This is a genomic window from Streptomyces sp. NPDC059037 (assembly GCF_042740015.1).
Lineage (GTDB): Bacteria > Actinomycetota > Actinomycetes > Streptomycetales > Streptomycetaceae > Streptomyces.
In genome coordinates, this window is record NZ_JBHYIG010000264.1 from 1 (window position 1) to 14,085 (window position 14,085).

The following is a 14,085-nucleotide window of genomic DNA, read 5'->3' on the forward strand; positions in this document are numbered from 1 at the left end:
CACCTGAACGGTGCGGGGCCCCAGCGACGTACTACGAGACGTGCTACGAGAATTACTCCTGCTTCTTGCGGCGCGTGCCGAAGACGATCTCGTCCCAGGACGGCACCGCGGCGCGACGGCCGGGCCGTACGCCGTCGGCCTCCGCCTGACGGTCCGTGGAGCCGACGAGACGGTCGCGGTGGCTGGCCACCGAGCGGGGCATCAGGACGTCCGCGTACGCCGAACCGGCGCCCGCCGACGCCGCCGGGGGCTCCTCGGCCTCCGGCTCCTGCTCGGGCTCCTCCGCCGCCGGCGGGAGCTCCGTCGTCGAGGGTGCGGGGCGCTCCGGCACGACCATGTCGCCGCGGAAGCTGGGCACCGCCTCCAGGAGGCTGGTGAGCGAGTCGCGCTCCGCCTCGGAGACGGATGCCGTCGCGGCGGTGGCCGTGCTCTCCTCGGGCGGCTCCGGCGACGGGCCGGGCACCATCGGGCGCTCCAACTGCCGGTCAAGGGCGCGGTCCATGGGACGGTCGATCGGCCGGTCGAGCGGCCTGTCCCGGGGCAGCCTGGCGATCCGCGGCACGAACGGGAAGCTGGGCTCGGGCGCGGCGATGTCGTCCGTCTCGCCGATCAGCGAGCGGGCCTCGTCGTCGACGGCCTGTACGAGGCGCCGTGGCGGGTCGTACGTCCAGCTCGCGGAGTGCGGTTCGGTCGCCACGCGGTAGACGAGCAGGACCTCCCAGGTGCCGTCGTCGCGGCGCCAGGAGTCCCACTGGACGGTGTCCTTGTCCGCGCCACGCAGCAGCAGCCGCTCCGAGACGGCCTCGCCGAGCTGGGGTCCGGTGTTCTCGCCGGGACGGCGCACGGGGGTCTTCCGGGCCCGCTCCGCCATGAAGGCACGCTCCGCGAGCACGGGGCCTTCGAAGCGGCGGACGCGATCGACGGGGATTCCGGCGAGCGAGGCGACTTCCTCCGCGCTGGCACCGGCACGTATCCGTGCCTGGATGTCGCGGGGGCGGAGGTGGCTCTCCACCTCGATCTCGATCTGGCCGAGGCGCGGACGGTCGCCACGCACCGCGGCGCGCAGCCGCTCGTCGATCGGAAGCGTGTACTCCGTGCTGTCCGCAGCCTTCAGCACCAGCCGTGTGCCGTCGTTGCTGACGGCCACGACACGCAGTTCGGGCATCGGGACCTCCCGGGTGGTGCCTGCCGACGTCACGTGCGTCGCTGCTTCCGCTAGTCGAGTGTGGCCTGCCCGGGTGCAGCCTGCCACAACCTTGCCGAGTTGCCCGGCGTGTCGGGCATGGGCCCGGGGTCGCCGTTATGGCACGGTTACCTTTTCGCAACTCTCAGTGACCACTTTGGTCACCCTGTGCAGCGAGCCCCCTCCCGGCGGTCCTGGAAGGCCCCGGGCACCCAGGTGGGAGACCGGACCCAGGGCTCGCAACAGTACTCCATTCGGGCCACGCGGGTGGTCCGCCGCGCCGCCGAACTTCTCACGGGGGACGGGAGTTGGCGCCTCTGGATACCCGGGCGGGGTGCTGCGCGAGTGGCGCACTTCACGGAATCACCAGAAACGGAACTAGCGACTTCGCCCATACGTCCCTTTCTCGTGCAGTCAGTCGAGAAAGGCAGGCAAGGTACGCAGATGGGTGAAAAGCCGGAAGCCGACGAGGATGCGAAGGGGAGGCGGCGCCTCGACCTGAGCGTGCCACAGGTCGCGGGAAGTGCCGTGGCCGCCGTCGTGGCGGCGAAGCTCGCGTCGAGCTTCGGTGTGTACGGAACGATTCTCGGCGCCGGTGTGGTGAGTGCGGTCGCCACCTGTGGCGGCACGGTCTTCCAGCACTTCTTCTCCCGCACGGGCGAGCAGATACGCGACGTCGCAGTGCAGGCCAAGCCGAAGGCGCAGCAGGTCCCGGTGACCGATGCGGCGGGGGCGCCGGTCGCGGACACCTTCAGAGCCTCGGCCTTCACGGGGTCCGCTTCCGCCACGGGGCCGGTCACCACGACGTGGGGAAGAGCGGCCGACGCGGACGCCGCCACCGTGCTGCCCGTCGCCGGGGACGCCGACCGCACGACGGTGCTGCCCGTCGCCGGGGACGCCGACCGCACGACGGTGCTGCCCGTCGCCGGGGACGCCGACCGCACGACGGTGCTGCCCGTGGCGGACGCCGACGCCGAGCGGACCCAGCTGCTCGGCTCGGTCGACGTGACGCGGCTGGTGCCCCGGGACGACGCGACGCGGGTGCTGCGTCAGGCGGCACCCGCCGAGCCGGCCGAACCTCCGCTCCCGCCGGACGAGTTCACCGACGGCACCACCCATCGCACGCAAGTCCGGAGCTGGAAGCGGCCGTTGGTCGCGGCCGCGCTGGTCTTCGGCGTGTCGATGGCGGGGATCACCACGTACGAACTCGTCTCCGGCGAGGACTTCAGCGGGGGGAGGGGCACCACGATCGGCAACGGCGTCACGGGCAACAACACCTCGCCGAAGAAGCCATCCACGCCCTCGACCGATCCCTCTGACCAGCCGTCGGACGGCGCTTCCACGGGTTCGGACGACGGTTCGCAGCAGGGTGACGGTGCCACGCGGGACCCGGACGGCGGCGCCTCGCAGACGCCCGGCAAGGACAGCGGATCGGACTCAGGATCGAAGCCGGACCCGGACAAGGGCACGGACTCGGACACCGACTCCGGAGACGACGGTTCGCAGACGGACCCGACGCCAACCCCGACGCCCACCCCGACCCCGACCCCGACGCCGACCCAGACCGGCGGCAGCGGGGACGGAGGCGACACACAGCAGCAGGGGGAGACGCCCAACCCGTAGACGGTGGTTCAGGCGCCCAGGACGCGACGCAGGTAGTCGTTGCCGAACAGGCGGTCCGGATCCAGGCGGTCGCGCACGGCCGTGAACTCCCCGAAGCGCGGATAGGCCTGCGCGAAGTAGTCGGCGTCGCGGGTGTGGATCTTGCCCCAGTGCGGGCGGCCCTCGTGCGCGGTGAAGATCCGCTCGGCCGCGGTGAAGTACGCCTGGTAGGGCGTGCCCCGGTACATGTGTACGGCGATGTACGCGGTCTCCCGGCCCGAGGCGGTGGAGAGCGCGATGTCGTCGGCGGGCGCCGTGCGGACCTCCACGGGGAAGCTGATCCGCAGCCGGGAGCGCTCGACCATCGTCTTCAGCTCGCGCAGCGTCTCGACGAGGGCCTCGCGCGGAACGGCGTACTCCATCTCCACGAAGCGCACCCGGCGGGGACTTGTGAAGACCTTGTAGGGGATGTCCGTGTATGTACGGGCGGAGAGCGCCTTGCTGGAGATCTTGGCGATGCCCGGGATGGTCGCGGGGACGGCCCTGCCGAGTGAATTGACCACCTGGAAGAGGCCGTTGGAGAGGACTTCGTCCTCGATGAAGGCGCTGACCTTGCCGGGCGGCGCCGCCGGGCCCGCGCTGCGGTTGTTGCGCTTGGTGGTGCAGTTGCCGGTGTGCGGGAACCAGTAGAACTCGAAGTGCTCGTTCTCGGCGAAGAGCGCGTCGAACTCCCTGGTGACCCGGTCGAAGGTCATCGGCTCCTCACGGGCGGTGAGGAAGAAGACGGGCTCTACGGAGAAGGTGATCGCGCTGATCACACCGAGCGCGCCGAGGCCGATCCTGGCCGCCGCGAAGACCTCGGGATTCTCCTTCTCGGAGCAGGTGAGGACCGAGCCGTCCGCCGTGACCAGCTCAAGTGCCGTGATCTGGGCGGAGATCGACGCCGAATCGCGGCCCGTGCCGTGGGTTCCGGTGCTGGTCGCTCCGGAGACCGTCTGCTCCATGATGTCGCCCATGTTCGTGAGCGAGAGGCCCTCGCGGGCGAGCGCCGCGTTCAGGCGCTTGAGCGGAGTGCCCGCTTCCACGGTGACGGTGCCGGCCTCGCGGTCGATCTTGCGGATGCCGGTGAGGAGTTCGGGACGTACGAGGACGCCATCGGTCGCGGCGGCCGCCGTGAAGGAGTGTCCGGTGCCCACCGGCTTCACCTTGAGGCCGTCCTCCTTGGCCCTGCGCACCTCGGCGGCGAGTTCCTCGACCGACGCGGGGGTGACCTCCCTGGCCGGCCGTGCGCTGACGTTGCCCGCCCAGTTACGCCACGCCGCTGTGCTCTTCCCGCTGCCCGTGCCCGTTCCCGTGCTCATGGGTCCCTCCCCGTTGCGGAACCGGCTTCTTCAGCCGGCGATACCCCAGGAACCCGACCGCCACCGCGACGGCCCCGGAGATCCCGGGAACCCCGTACCCGGCTTCCGAACCGGCGGCGTCGATGACCCAGCCGGCCGCGGACGAGCCGAGCGCGACGCCGACCGCGAGTCCGGTGCTCACCCAGGTCATGCCCTCGGTCAGCTTCGCGCGTGGTACGTGCTGTTCGACGAGGGCCATTGTCGTGATCATGGTCGGTGCGATGGACAGGCCCGCGATGAACAACGCCACGGCCAGAAACGGAAGGTTCCCGACCAGTTGAAGCGGGATCATACTCACGGCCATCGCGCAGACACCCAGCAGCCACCTCGGGGCGGGAGCCCCCTTGAAGCGCATGAGCCCGAAGGCCGCTCCGGCCACGCAGGAGCCGAGGGCGTAGACAGCGAGCACGAGGCTGGCCGCCGCCTTGTGGCCCTGGTCCTCGGCGTACGCGACGGTCACCACGTCGATCGATCCGAAGATCGCCCCCGTCGCCACGAAGGTCGCGACCAGGACCTGCAGCCCTCCGGAGCGCAGCGCCGAGCCCTTGGTGTGGTGCTCCCGCGGATGCGGCACCGGCTCGGTGGCCCGCTGGGCGGTCAGCCAGAAGACGCCGACGGCGAGGAAGACCCCGGCGAGCAGCGGCCCGGCCTCGGGGAACCACACCGTGGAGAGGCCGATCGAGATGATCGGCCCGAAGATGAAGCAGACCTCGTCCACCACGGACTCGAAGGAGTACGCGGTGTGCAGCTGCGGGGTGTCCCGGTAGATGGCCGCCCAGCGGGCCCTGATCATCGAGCCCACGCTCGGCACGCAGCCGACGAGGGCGGCGAAGACGAAGAGCGTCCAGTCCGGGAACTCGAACTTCGCGGCCAGCAGCAGCCCGGCGACCGCGGCCAGGGACACCAGGGTCGCGGGCCGAAGCACCCGGCGCTGACCGTGCCGGTCGACGAGGCGGGAGATCTGCGGGCCGATCGCCGCGGCGGAGAGCGCGACGGTCGCCGAGAGCGCACCCGCGAGGCCGTACCGCCCGGTGAGCTGGGACACCATCGTCACGATGCCGATGCCCATCATCGACAGCGGCATCCGTCCGAGGAAGCCCGCCGTCGAGAACCCCAGGGTGCCGGGGGCGGCGAAGATGGCGCGGTAGGGGCTTGGCACGTGGACTCCGCTGAGGCGACGGGGCGGCTCCCGTGCGGGAGGGCTCCGGTAAGGCGTAAAGGTGGCCGATACAGCTTACGGCTGCGGTGGGTCCGGCCGCACGGTGTTTTTCCGGTCGGCGGAGGCCGTTTTCCGGCTGTCGGTGACGGGTGGCAGGATCGGAGACATGTCCGATGCGCTGGATCCCACTCCCTACGACGCCCTGCTGCTGCTCTCGTTCGGCGGCCCCGAAGGCCCCGACGACGTCGTCCCGTTCCTGGAGAACGTGACGCGGGGCCGCGGCATCCCCAAGGAGCGGCTCAAGGAGGTGGGGCAGCACTACTTCCTGTTCGGCGGGGTCAGCCCGATCAACGACCAGAACCGCGCCCTGCTCGACGCCCTGCGCAAGGACTTCGTGGAGCACGGCCTGGACCTGCCGGTCTACTGGGGCAACCGCAACTGGGCGCCGTACCTGACCGACACCCTGCGCGAGCTCGTCCAGGACGGCCACCGCCGGGTGCTCGTCCTGGCGACCAGCGCGTACGCCTCGTACTCGGGCTGCCGGCAGTACCGCGAGAACCTGGCGGAGTCCCTCGCCGTCCTTGAGGCGGAGGGTCTCGAGCTGCCGCGCGTCGACAAGCTGCGGCACTACTTCAACCACCCCGGCTTCGTCCGACCCATGATCGACGGCGTCCTGAAGTCCCTGGCCGAGCTCCCCGACGAGGTCCGTGAGGGCGCGCACCTCGCGTTCACGACGCACTCCATCCCGACCGCGGCCGCCGACAGCTCGGGGCGCGTCGAGGACCACGGGGACGGCGGTGCGTACGTCAAGGAGCACCTCGACGTGGCCAGGATCATCGCCGACGCGGTGCGCGAGGAGACGGGCGTCGAGCACCCCTGGCAGCTCGTCTACCAGTCGCGCAGCGGCGCCCCGCACATCCCGTGGCTTGAGCCCGACATCTGCGACCACCTGGAGGAGCGGCACGCCGCCGGGGCGCCCGCCGTGGTGATGGTCCCGATCGGCTTCGTCTCGGACCACATGGAGGTCCTGTACGACCTCGACACCGAGGCCGACGCGAAGGCCGCCGATCTTGGCCTGCCGGTCCGCCGCTCGGCCACCGTGGGCGCCGACCCGCGGTTCGCCGGGGCGATCAGGGAGCTCGTCCTCGAGCGGGCCGCAGCGGAGAGCGGCAAGGCCGTCACCCCCTGCGCGCTGGGATCCCTCGGCGCGAGCCACAACCTCTGCCCGGTCGGCTGCTGCCCGGCGCGCGCCCCGAAGCCCGCTGCCGCGGGCGCCGACAGCACGTACGCGTAAGGACATGGACGTGACCGACCTGAAGACAGAACTCCTCGGCGTCGCCCTGGAGGCCGCGCACCGCGCCGGAGCCTTCCTGCGCGACGGCCGCCCGGACGACCTGGGCGTCGCCGCCACCAAGTCCAGCGCGGTCGACGTCGTCACCGAGATGGACATCGCATCCGAGAAGCTGATCACCGACTTCTTCGCCGAGCGCAGGCCGGACGACGGCGTGCTCGGCGAGGAGGGCGCAAGCTCCGAGGGCAGCAGCGGTGTCCAGTGGGTGATCGACCCGATCGACGGCACCGTCAACTACCTGTACGGGCGCCCCGACTGGTCGGTGTCCATCGCGGCCCGCAAGGACGGCGAGACGCTCGTCGGCGTCGTGTACGCGCCGATGCGCGGCGAGACCTGCCGGGCGGTCCTCGGGGAGGGCGCCTTCGTCAACGACAAGCCGGCACACACCCGCCCAGCACCTCCGTTCGGGCAGGCCCTGGTCGGCACCGGATTCGGCTATGTCGCCGAGCGCCGCGCCCGCCAGGCCGAGGTGGCCCGCCAACTCATCCCGCTGGTCAGGGACATCCGCCGGGGCGGCTCGGCCGCGATCGACCTGTGCGACGTGGCGATGGGCCGCCTGGACGCGTACTACGAGCGCGGCCTCAACCCCTGGGACCTCGCGGCCGGTGACCTCATCGCCCGGGAAGCGGGCGCGCTGACCGGTGGACGCCCCGGAGAGGTCCCCTCGGGCGAGCTGACGATCGCTGCCCCGCCCGGCCTCTTCGAGGACCTCCAGGCCCGCCTGGAGCAGCTCGGCGCCTGGCACGACTGACGCGCGGAGCGACCGGCACAGACGGAGACACAGACGGAAAGGCCCCGGCATCTCGTCCACAGATGCCGGGGCCCTTCCGCGTTCGTGACTGGATCAGGCGCGCAACGCGCCGACCTCCACGCCGTGCTCGGCGGCCAGCCGGTGGAGGTCCTCCAGCTCGGCCTGCTCGACCTCGGCAAGGAAGTCGTCGCCCGTCTCACGGGCCTTCGTGAGGTCGGACTCCGTGGCCTTTATGCGCTGCAGGAGTCCTGCGGTGAATGCGTCCATGGTTGCGCCCCCTCGGCTGGGTCGTGGGTCGATGGCACGGGGGTGTGCCCTCAGAAGGGGCGATCACGTCTCTCGCCGCGCTGGGACAGCAGTTCGTGGCGTGCCACATACAAAGCGTGATCGCGGGTGTGAGGTCGTCCTCCCCGGGCTCCCTTCCACGGAAACCTAACCGGCGGAGAAAATCCCGCATTCCCGGGCCGACAGACCGCCTTACAGCCGGTTTATGACCGAAAGGGGCAGGATAGAGGCCACACCCCACGAACAGACTCACGAACAGACCTGCCCGAAGGGGCACAGAGGAAGGACAGCGCCGTGCGCGTACTCGTCGTCGAGGACGAGCAGCTGCTCGCCGATGCGGTGGCCACCGGACTGCGCCGGGAGGCCATGGCCGTCGACGTCGTGTACGACGGAGCGGCCGCCTTGGAGCGCATCGGGGTCAATGACTACGACGTCGTGGTGCTCGACCGGGACCTCCCGCTCGTGCACGGCGACGACGTCTGCCGCAAGATCGTCGAGCTCGGCATGCCGACGCGCGTCCTGATGCTCACCGCGTCGGGCGACGTCAGCGACCGTGTCGAGGGCCTGGAGATCGGCGCCGACGACTACCTCCCCAAGCCCTTCGCGTTCAGCGAGCTCACGGCACGCGTGCGTGCCCTTGGCCGGCGTACGAGCGTGCCGCTGCCGCCCGTCCTGGAGCGCGCCGGCATCAAGCTCGACCCCAACCGCCGCGAGATCTTCCGCGACGGCAAGGAGATCCAGCTGGCGCCCAAGGAGTTCGCGGTCCTCGAAGTGCTGCTGCGCAGCGAGGGCGCGGTCGTCTCCGCCGAGCAGCTCCTGGAGAAGGCCTGGGACGAGAACACGGACCCGTTCACGAACGTGGTCCGGGTGACCGTCATGACGCTGCGCCGGAAGCTCGGCGAGCCCGCCGTCATCGTGACGGTGCCCGGCTCCGGTTACCGGATCTGATCCCCCGTGGCCGCGACCCCGGCGCCACCGGCAGCGCCCCCGAAACCGACCTGGGACCCCAGAAAGGCCGAGCCGCCCTTCCCCTGGCTGCGTCCCACGATCCGTATACGCCTCACACTCCTGTACGGCGGCATGTTCCTGATCGCGGGCATCGTGCTGCTCTCGATCATCTATCTGCTCGCCGCGCAGGCGCTGAACGTGGGCAGTGACCTGCCGTTCAAGATCGTCGAGGGTCGGGTGACCAGCACCGTCTGCAACCTGCCCGACAAGGCATCGCCCACCGAGTTCAACGCGGCGATGAACACCTGCGTCAACGATCAGCGCCAGCACGCCCTGGACAACCTCCTGAGCCGTTCGCTGCTCGCCCTGCTCGGACTCGCCGTGATCGCCTTCGCCTTCGGGTACGCGATGGCGGGCCGTGTCCTGTCGCCGCTCGGCCGCATCACGCGCACCGCGCGCCGGGTGGCCGGCACTGACCTGTCCCGGCGCATCGAACTGGACGGCCCCGAGGACGAGTTGAAGGAGCTCTCGGACACCTTCGACGAGATGCTGGACCGCCTGGAGCGGGCCTTCACCGCCCAGCAGCGGTTCGTCGGCAACGCCTCGCACGAGCTGCGCACACCGCTGGCGATCAACCGCACGCTCCTGGAGGTGCAGCTCTCCGACCCGGCGGCGCCGCCGGAGCTCCATCAGCTGGGCAAGACGCTGCTCGCCACCAACGAGCGCAGCGAGCAGCTCGTGGAGGGCCTGCTGCTGCTCGCCCGCAGCGACAACCAGATCGTGGAGCGCAAGCCGGTGGACCTCGCGGAGGTCGCCAACCACGCCGTCGACCAGGTGCGGTCGGAGGCCGACGCCAAGGGCGTGGAGATCCGCGGGGAGCGGGGCCTGGCCATCGTGCAGGGCAACGGCGTCCTCCTGGAGCGGATCGCCCTGAACCTCGTACAGAACGCCGTCAGGTACAACGTGAAGGAGGACGGCTGGGTCGAGGTCACCACGGAGGCCCAGCACGGCCAGGCGGTCCTGGTGGTGTCCAACACCGGACCCGTCGTCCCGGCGTACGAGATCGACAACCTCTTCGAGCCGTTCCGGCGGCTGCGGACGGAGCGCACGGGCAGCGACAAGGGCGTCGGTCTCGGCCTGTCGATCGCCCGGTCGGTGGCGCGGGCCCACGGGGGCCGTATCATCGCGGAGCCGCGCGAGGGGGGTGGGCTCGTGATGCGAGTCACCCTGCCTCTCTGAGATGCTGCCGCGGACGCGCCGCGATGTTCGCTTTGCGCTGAATTTTCAGGACCTGATCCTGGAGATTTCGTGTGTGATCGATCACAGGGGCGAATTTTCGGCCATCTACTCTCCGTGATCGTGAAAGTCGTTGGAAAGCCGGGAAAATCCGGGTTTTCGGGGGTCTTGATCACGGGAAGTACACGGGGTGGCGCCTGTGAAGTGCGACATTCGGACCGTGTACGGTCCCGATCGCCATCCAAACCGATCACCTCTTCAGGGGTGCGGTTGGGTGTCGATTGAGTAACAGACCTTGATGTGAGGCAAAATCTCCGCCTCAGGTCGGGCACAAGTCCGGCCTCTCACGCGTTACGTGCGCTGAGACACCGCAGACACCCAGAGGGGGAGAGCGACATGGCAACGGACTACGACACCCCACGTAAGACCGACGATGACGTCAATGAGGACAGCATCGAGGAGCTGAAGGCTCGACGGAACGACAAGTCGACCTCGGCGGTCGACGTCGACGAGTTCGAGGCCGCAGAGGGCCTTGAGCTGCCCGGCGCGGACCTTTCCAACGAGGAGCTCGCCGTTCGGGTGCTCCCGAAGCAGCAGGACGAGTTCACCTGCATGAGCTGCTTCCTGGTGCACCACCGCAGCCAGCTGGCCAGGGAGAAGAACGGCCAGCCGATCTGCCGCGACTGCGACTAGGGCAGGGTCGGCCGTGACCGGCTCGACCCCGCCCAGGAAGCGCCGCTTCCGCAAGCGCGGGGCGGACGAACAAATCGCCGTCTTCGACGGCGTACGTGACGACGAGCGGGGCTCTTCCCCCACAGGAACGGCCTCGCTCGAACCGACGAACGCCATCGAGGTGGCACACGACGAGGCGGCGGCCGACAAGGCGTCCAGGACCAGGACCGATACGTCCAAGGGCCGCCGCGTTGCCGCCGTCACCGGCGGAGTCATGGCGGGCGTGCGCAAGAGCGGGCGCGGCGCCAAGGCCGGCATCGGCTATCTCGCCGACCGGATCATGGAGAACGCCCCGCGGATCCCGATCCGCGATCTGGGCACCCTCCGCAAGCAGTTCCCGGGCCTTGGCCCCGAGCAGCTCGCGGACAAACTCATCGCCGGCGCGGCCAATGCGACCTCCACGGTCGGCGCCGGAGTCGGCGCCGCGGCGATGCTGCCCGTGCCGCCCGCGATGCCCGCGGAGCTGGCCGCCGAGATCACCGGCGTGGCGGCCATCGAGCTCAAGCTCATCGCCGAACTCCACGAGGTCTACGGCCGGCGCCCGCCGGGGAACCTGAAACAGCGCAGCACCGCCTACCTCACCGCGTGGACCGAGGAGCGCGGCATCGACGTCGCGAAGCCCGCGTCGATCAACGCGGCCCTCGGCGGCCAGATGAAGCGCGAACTGCGCCAGCAGATCATGAAGCGCATGGTGCGGAACCTGCCGAACCTGATGCCCTTCATGGTGGGCGCCGCGGTCGGGGCGGTCATGAACCGCCGTGACACCAAGAAGCTGGCTGAGCGGGTCCGTGCGGACCTGCGGAAGTCGCAGGTGCCCTGGGACGCCCTGCTCGAGCTGCCGCCCCTGGAGAGGCCGGAGAGGCCTTTGGACCCCCTGCACCCGGACGGGCTGCCCAAGGAGCTGGGGTACTGACGCGTGAGGCCCCCGCGAGGGCCTCAGGCCGCCCCTACGAAGTCCGTACGGCCGTCAGCGCCGCCGCAAGACCCTCGGGGTCCCTCGTCGACACGTACACGTACGGGGTCGGGTCCTGCGGATCCGTGATCTCCACGCGCAACGCCGTCGGGATGTAGGCGCGCAGCAGCATGAAGGCGCGCGGGTCGGCCTTCTGGCCGCGCCAGGCGCGCGCCTCTTCCGGGTCGAGCACCTGGGGCTCGCCCAGGGCGGACACCGGGATCTTCGCGTCGCCGACGACCAGGGAGTCGGCCATCACGCGGATGCGGGGAGAGCCGTACGAACTGGTCACGACCGCGGCGACCGCCGTCCCCGCGACCAGGCCGCCGAGCAGCGGCAGGGTGCCGAACGGGAGCATGATCAGGGCCATCGCGATGCCGACCAGGAGCGAGACAAGCCACCAGGAACGGGGCGCCGTCAGGCGTTCTTCGTAAGGCTGCATGTTCCCAAGCTTGGCACGATGAGCTGAGTCACTGGACTCGCGGGTAAGGTCTGCGGCTGTGAGTGGTACTTCAGCAGCTCTGACGCCCCCGGCCGAGGCCATAGCGCCCGTCCGCCACCCCGACGCGCCCGCCCCCGGTGAGCTCATCGGAGCCCATTACGAGCACTGTTTCGGCTGCGGCGAAGGGCAGGCCCACGGGCTGCACCTGGCGGCACGTGCCGGTGAAGGCGTCCGCGTCACCGCCGAGTTCACGGTCCGGCAGGCACACCAGGGCGCGCCGGGCCTCGCCCACGGCGGCGTCCTCGCCACCGCGCTCGACGAGACGCTCGGCTCGCTGAACTGGCTGCTGCGGGTGATCGCGGTGACCGGACGGCTCGAGACCGACTTCGTACGGCCCGTTCCGGTGGACACGGTGCTCTTCCTCGAGGCCGAGGTGACCGCCGTCGCGGGCCGGAAGATCTACTCCACGGCCACCGGCCGGATCGGCGGCCCCGAGGGGCCCGTGGCCGTCCGCGCCGACGCCCTGTTCATCGAGGTCAAGGTCGACCACTTCATCGAGAACGGCCGTCCGGAGGAGATCCGGGCCGCCATGGACGACCCCGACCAGATCCGCCGCGTACGCGCCTTCGAGGTGAACCCGTGACCCCCGCACCCCGCCCGGAGCTCGACGTCCTGATCCGTCGCGTCGACTCCGAAGTGCCGCTGCCCTCTTACGCGCAGCCCGGTGACGCCGGGGCGGATCTGCGGACCACCGAGGCGTGCGAACTCGCCCCGGGTGAGCGGGTGGTGCTGCCCACCGGGGTGTCCATCGCGCTCCCCGAGGGGTACGCGGCCTTCGTGCACCCGCGTTCCGGCCTTGCCGCCCGCTGCGGTGTCGCTCTGGTGAATGCCCCAGGGACGGTGGATGCCGGGTACCGTGGAGAGATCAAGGTGATCGTGGTGAATCTCGACCCGCGCGAGCGTGTGCGGTTCGAGCGCTTCGACCGGATTGCCCAACTGGTCGTCCAGCAGGTCGAGAAGGTGCGCTTCCGGGAGGTGGCACAGCTTCCCGACTCGGCGCGGGCCGAGGGGGGCTTCGGGTCCACCGGCGGCCATGCCGCCGTGGGCGCCGGCTCGGGTGAAAAAACGGGTGGGAATCGATACGCATCGGTCGTATCTGACCGGGAAGGACAGTGACGTGTTCGGACGTCGCAAGAAGGACAGTGCCGCCGTGGACGCGGCGGGCGAGGCCGAGCAGGTCGTCGACAGCGGCGACGCAGCGGAACCGCAGTCCGAGCGTGTGAGGCTCGAGCCCGAGCCGCGGCCCGACGGACCCTGGGACGCCTCCGAGGTCCGTGAGCCCGGCGAGGGCAGGGTGGACCTGGGCGGCCTCTTCGTACCGGGTGTCGAGGGCATGGAGCTGCGGGTGGAGGTCGCGGGTGACGCGATCGTCGCGGCGACCGTCGTGCTCCAGGACAGCGCCATCCAGCTGCAGGGCTTCGCCGCCCCCAAGAAGCAGGGCATCTGGGGCGAGGTCCGCGAGGAGATCGCTTCGGGCATCACCCAGCAGGGCGGTGTGATCGACGAGGTCGAGGGCCCCCTCGGCTGGGAGCTGCGCGCGCAGGTCCCGGTGCAGCTGCCGGACGGCACGGGCGGGGTGCAGGTCGTGCGCTTCATCGGTGTCGACGGCCCGCGGTGGTTCCTGCGCGGAGTCATCTCCGGCCAGGGCGCGGTGCAGCCGCAGGCGGCCGGGCTTCTGGAGCAGATCTTCCGGGACACGGTCGTGGTGCGCGGTGAGGGCCCGATGGCTCCCCGTGACCCGATCGTCCTGAAGCTGCCGGACGACGCGCAGATGGTCGCCGAGGGCGCCGTGCAGCAGGAGCAGCAGGAGGGCTCGCGGTTCTCGGGCGGCATGGGCCAGCTCGCGCGCGGTCCTGAGATCACCGAGGTGCGCTGAGACGCTCCGAGGGGCGCAGAGATGCGCCGGTCATCAGTTGCGAGCCCATGTGGGGCGCCCCCCCCCCCGGCGGGGCCGGGCGCGGGGGGGCGCGGGGGGGGGGGGGGG

At 70.6% G+C, this 14,085-nt stretch carries 15 protein-coding genes; 10 read left to right on the forward strand and 5 right to left on the reverse strand.

Going from position 1 to position 14,085, the window contains the following annotated elements:
* Positions 1-52: 52 nt before the first annotated feature.
* Positions 53-1,165, reverse strand: a complete 1,113-nt coding sequence (gene sepH, locus ACFWY6_RS36485) for a septation protein SepH (protein WP_266871343.1) — start codon at positions 1,163-1,165, stop codon at positions 53-55.
* Between the two features lie 462 nt (positions 1,166-1,627).
* On the opposite strand from sepH, the gene ACFWY6_RS36490 reads away from it, so the two are divergent.
* Complete coding sequence (locus ACFWY6_RS36490; RefSeq protein WP_384699856.1) at positions 1,628-2,806, forward strand: hypothetical protein; 1,179 nt, start codon at positions 1,628-1,630, stop codon at positions 2,804-2,806.
* Positions 2,807-2,814: 8 nt separating this feature from the next.
* Here the strand turns inward: ACFWY6_RS36490 and ACFWY6_RS36495 are convergent, their stop codons facing one another.
* Positions 2,815-4,146 carry a D-arabinono-1,4-lactone oxidase gene (locus ACFWY6_RS36495; protein WP_384699858.1) on the reverse strand — a complete coding sequence of 444 codons (1,332 nt, stop codon included), beginning with the start codon at positions 4,144-4,146 and terminating at the stop codon, positions 2,815-2,817.
* Positions 4,094-5,344, reverse strand: coding sequence for an MFS transporter (locus ACFWY6_RS36500; protein ID WP_384699860.1), 1,251 nt, complete (start codon positions 5,342-5,344; stop codon positions 4,094-4,096). Before ACFWY6_RS36500 ends, ACFWY6_RS36495 begins: the two co-directional genes overlap by 53 nt.
* A gap of 166 nt (positions 5,345-5,510) precedes the next feature.
* Between ACFWY6_RS36500 and ACFWY6_RS36505 the strand changes: the two genes are divergently transcribed.
* Positions 5,511-6,638 (forward strand): ferrochelatase, encoded by a 1,128-nt coding sequence (locus ACFWY6_RS36505; protein ID WP_384699861.1) that lies wholly within the window; start codon positions 5,511-5,513, stop codon positions 6,636-6,638.
* 4 nt (positions 6,639-6,642) lie between these two features.
* Entirely contained in the window at positions 6,643-7,446 is an 804-nt protein-coding gene (locus tag ACFWY6_RS36510; protein ID WP_384699863.1) for an inositol monophosphatase family protein, read from the forward strand.
* A gap of 93 nt (positions 7,447-7,539) precedes the next feature.
* Here ACFWY6_RS36510 and ACFWY6_RS36515 read toward each other — a convergent pair whose 3' ends face one another.
* Positions 7,540-7,713 carry a hypothetical protein gene (locus ACFWY6_RS36515; RefSeq protein WP_167828776.1) on the reverse strand — a complete coding sequence of 58 codons (174 nt, stop codon included), beginning with the start codon at positions 7,711-7,713 and terminating at the stop codon, positions 7,540-7,542.
* Between the two features lie 312 nt (positions 7,714-8,025).
* Here ACFWY6_RS36515 and ACFWY6_RS36520 point away from each other — a divergent pair, with 312 nt between their 5' ends.
* The 4 genes from ACFWY6_RS36520 to ACFWY6_RS36535 all read left to right on the forward strand — a co-directional run bounded on the left by ACFWY6_RS36520 (position 8,026) and on the right by ACFWY6_RS36535 (position 11,560).
* Complete coding sequence (locus ACFWY6_RS36520) at positions 8,026-8,679, forward strand: response regulator transcription factor (protein ID WP_135331070.1); 654 nt, start codon at positions 8,026-8,028, stop codon at positions 8,677-8,679.
* A 6-nt stretch (positions 8,680-8,685) separates the two neighbouring features.
* Positions 8,686-9,918 carry a sensor histidine kinase gene (locus ACFWY6_RS36525; RefSeq protein WP_384699865.1) on the forward strand — a complete coding sequence of 411 codons (1,233 nt, stop codon included), beginning with the start codon at positions 8,686-8,688 and terminating at the stop codon, positions 9,916-9,918.
* 393 nt (positions 9,919-10,311) lie between these two features.
* Positions 10,312-10,608: a DUF4193 domain-containing protein gene (locus ACFWY6_RS36530; RefSeq protein WP_055544889.1), complete on the forward strand. Its 297-nt coding sequence runs from the start codon at positions 10,312-10,314 to the stop codon at positions 10,606-10,608.
* A gap of 13 nt (positions 10,609-10,621) precedes the next feature.
* Positions 10,622-11,560 carry a hypothetical protein gene (locus ACFWY6_RS36535; RefSeq protein ID WP_384699867.1) on the forward strand — a complete coding sequence of 313 codons (939 nt, stop codon included), beginning with the start codon at positions 10,622-10,624 and terminating at the stop codon, positions 11,558-11,560.
* A gap of 34 nt (positions 11,561-11,594) precedes the next feature.
* Here ACFWY6_RS36535 and ACFWY6_RS36540 read toward each other — a convergent pair whose 3' ends face one another.
* A complete protein-coding gene (locus tag ACFWY6_RS36540) occupies positions 11,595-12,041 on the reverse strand; it encodes a DUF3093 domain-containing protein (RefSeq protein WP_266871353.1) in 447 nt (148 codons plus the stop codon).
* Between the two features lie 58 nt (positions 12,042-12,099).
* On the opposite strand from ACFWY6_RS36540, the gene ACFWY6_RS36545 reads away from it, so the two are divergent.
* From ACFWY6_RS36545 to ACFWY6_RS36555, 3 genes are read left to right on the forward strand one after another with little or no spacing between them, the layout of a single operon-like run.
* Positions 12,100-12,684, forward strand: coding sequence for a PaaI family thioesterase (locus ACFWY6_RS36545; RefSeq protein WP_384699869.1), 585 nt, complete (start codon positions 12,100-12,102; stop codon positions 12,682-12,684).
* Entirely contained in the window at positions 12,681-13,217 is a 537-nt protein-coding gene (dut, locus tag ACFWY6_RS36550; protein ID WP_384699871.1) for a dUTP diphosphatase, read from the forward strand. Before ACFWY6_RS36545 ends, dut begins: the two co-directional genes overlap by 4 nt.
* Position 13,218: 1 nt before the next feature.
* On the forward strand, positions 13,219-13,977 hold the full coding sequence (locus ACFWY6_RS36555) for a DUF3710 domain-containing protein (protein WP_384699873.1): 759 nt from the start codon (positions 13,219-13,221) through the stop codon (positions 13,975-13,977).
* Positions 13,978-14,085: the final 108 nt, after the last annotated feature.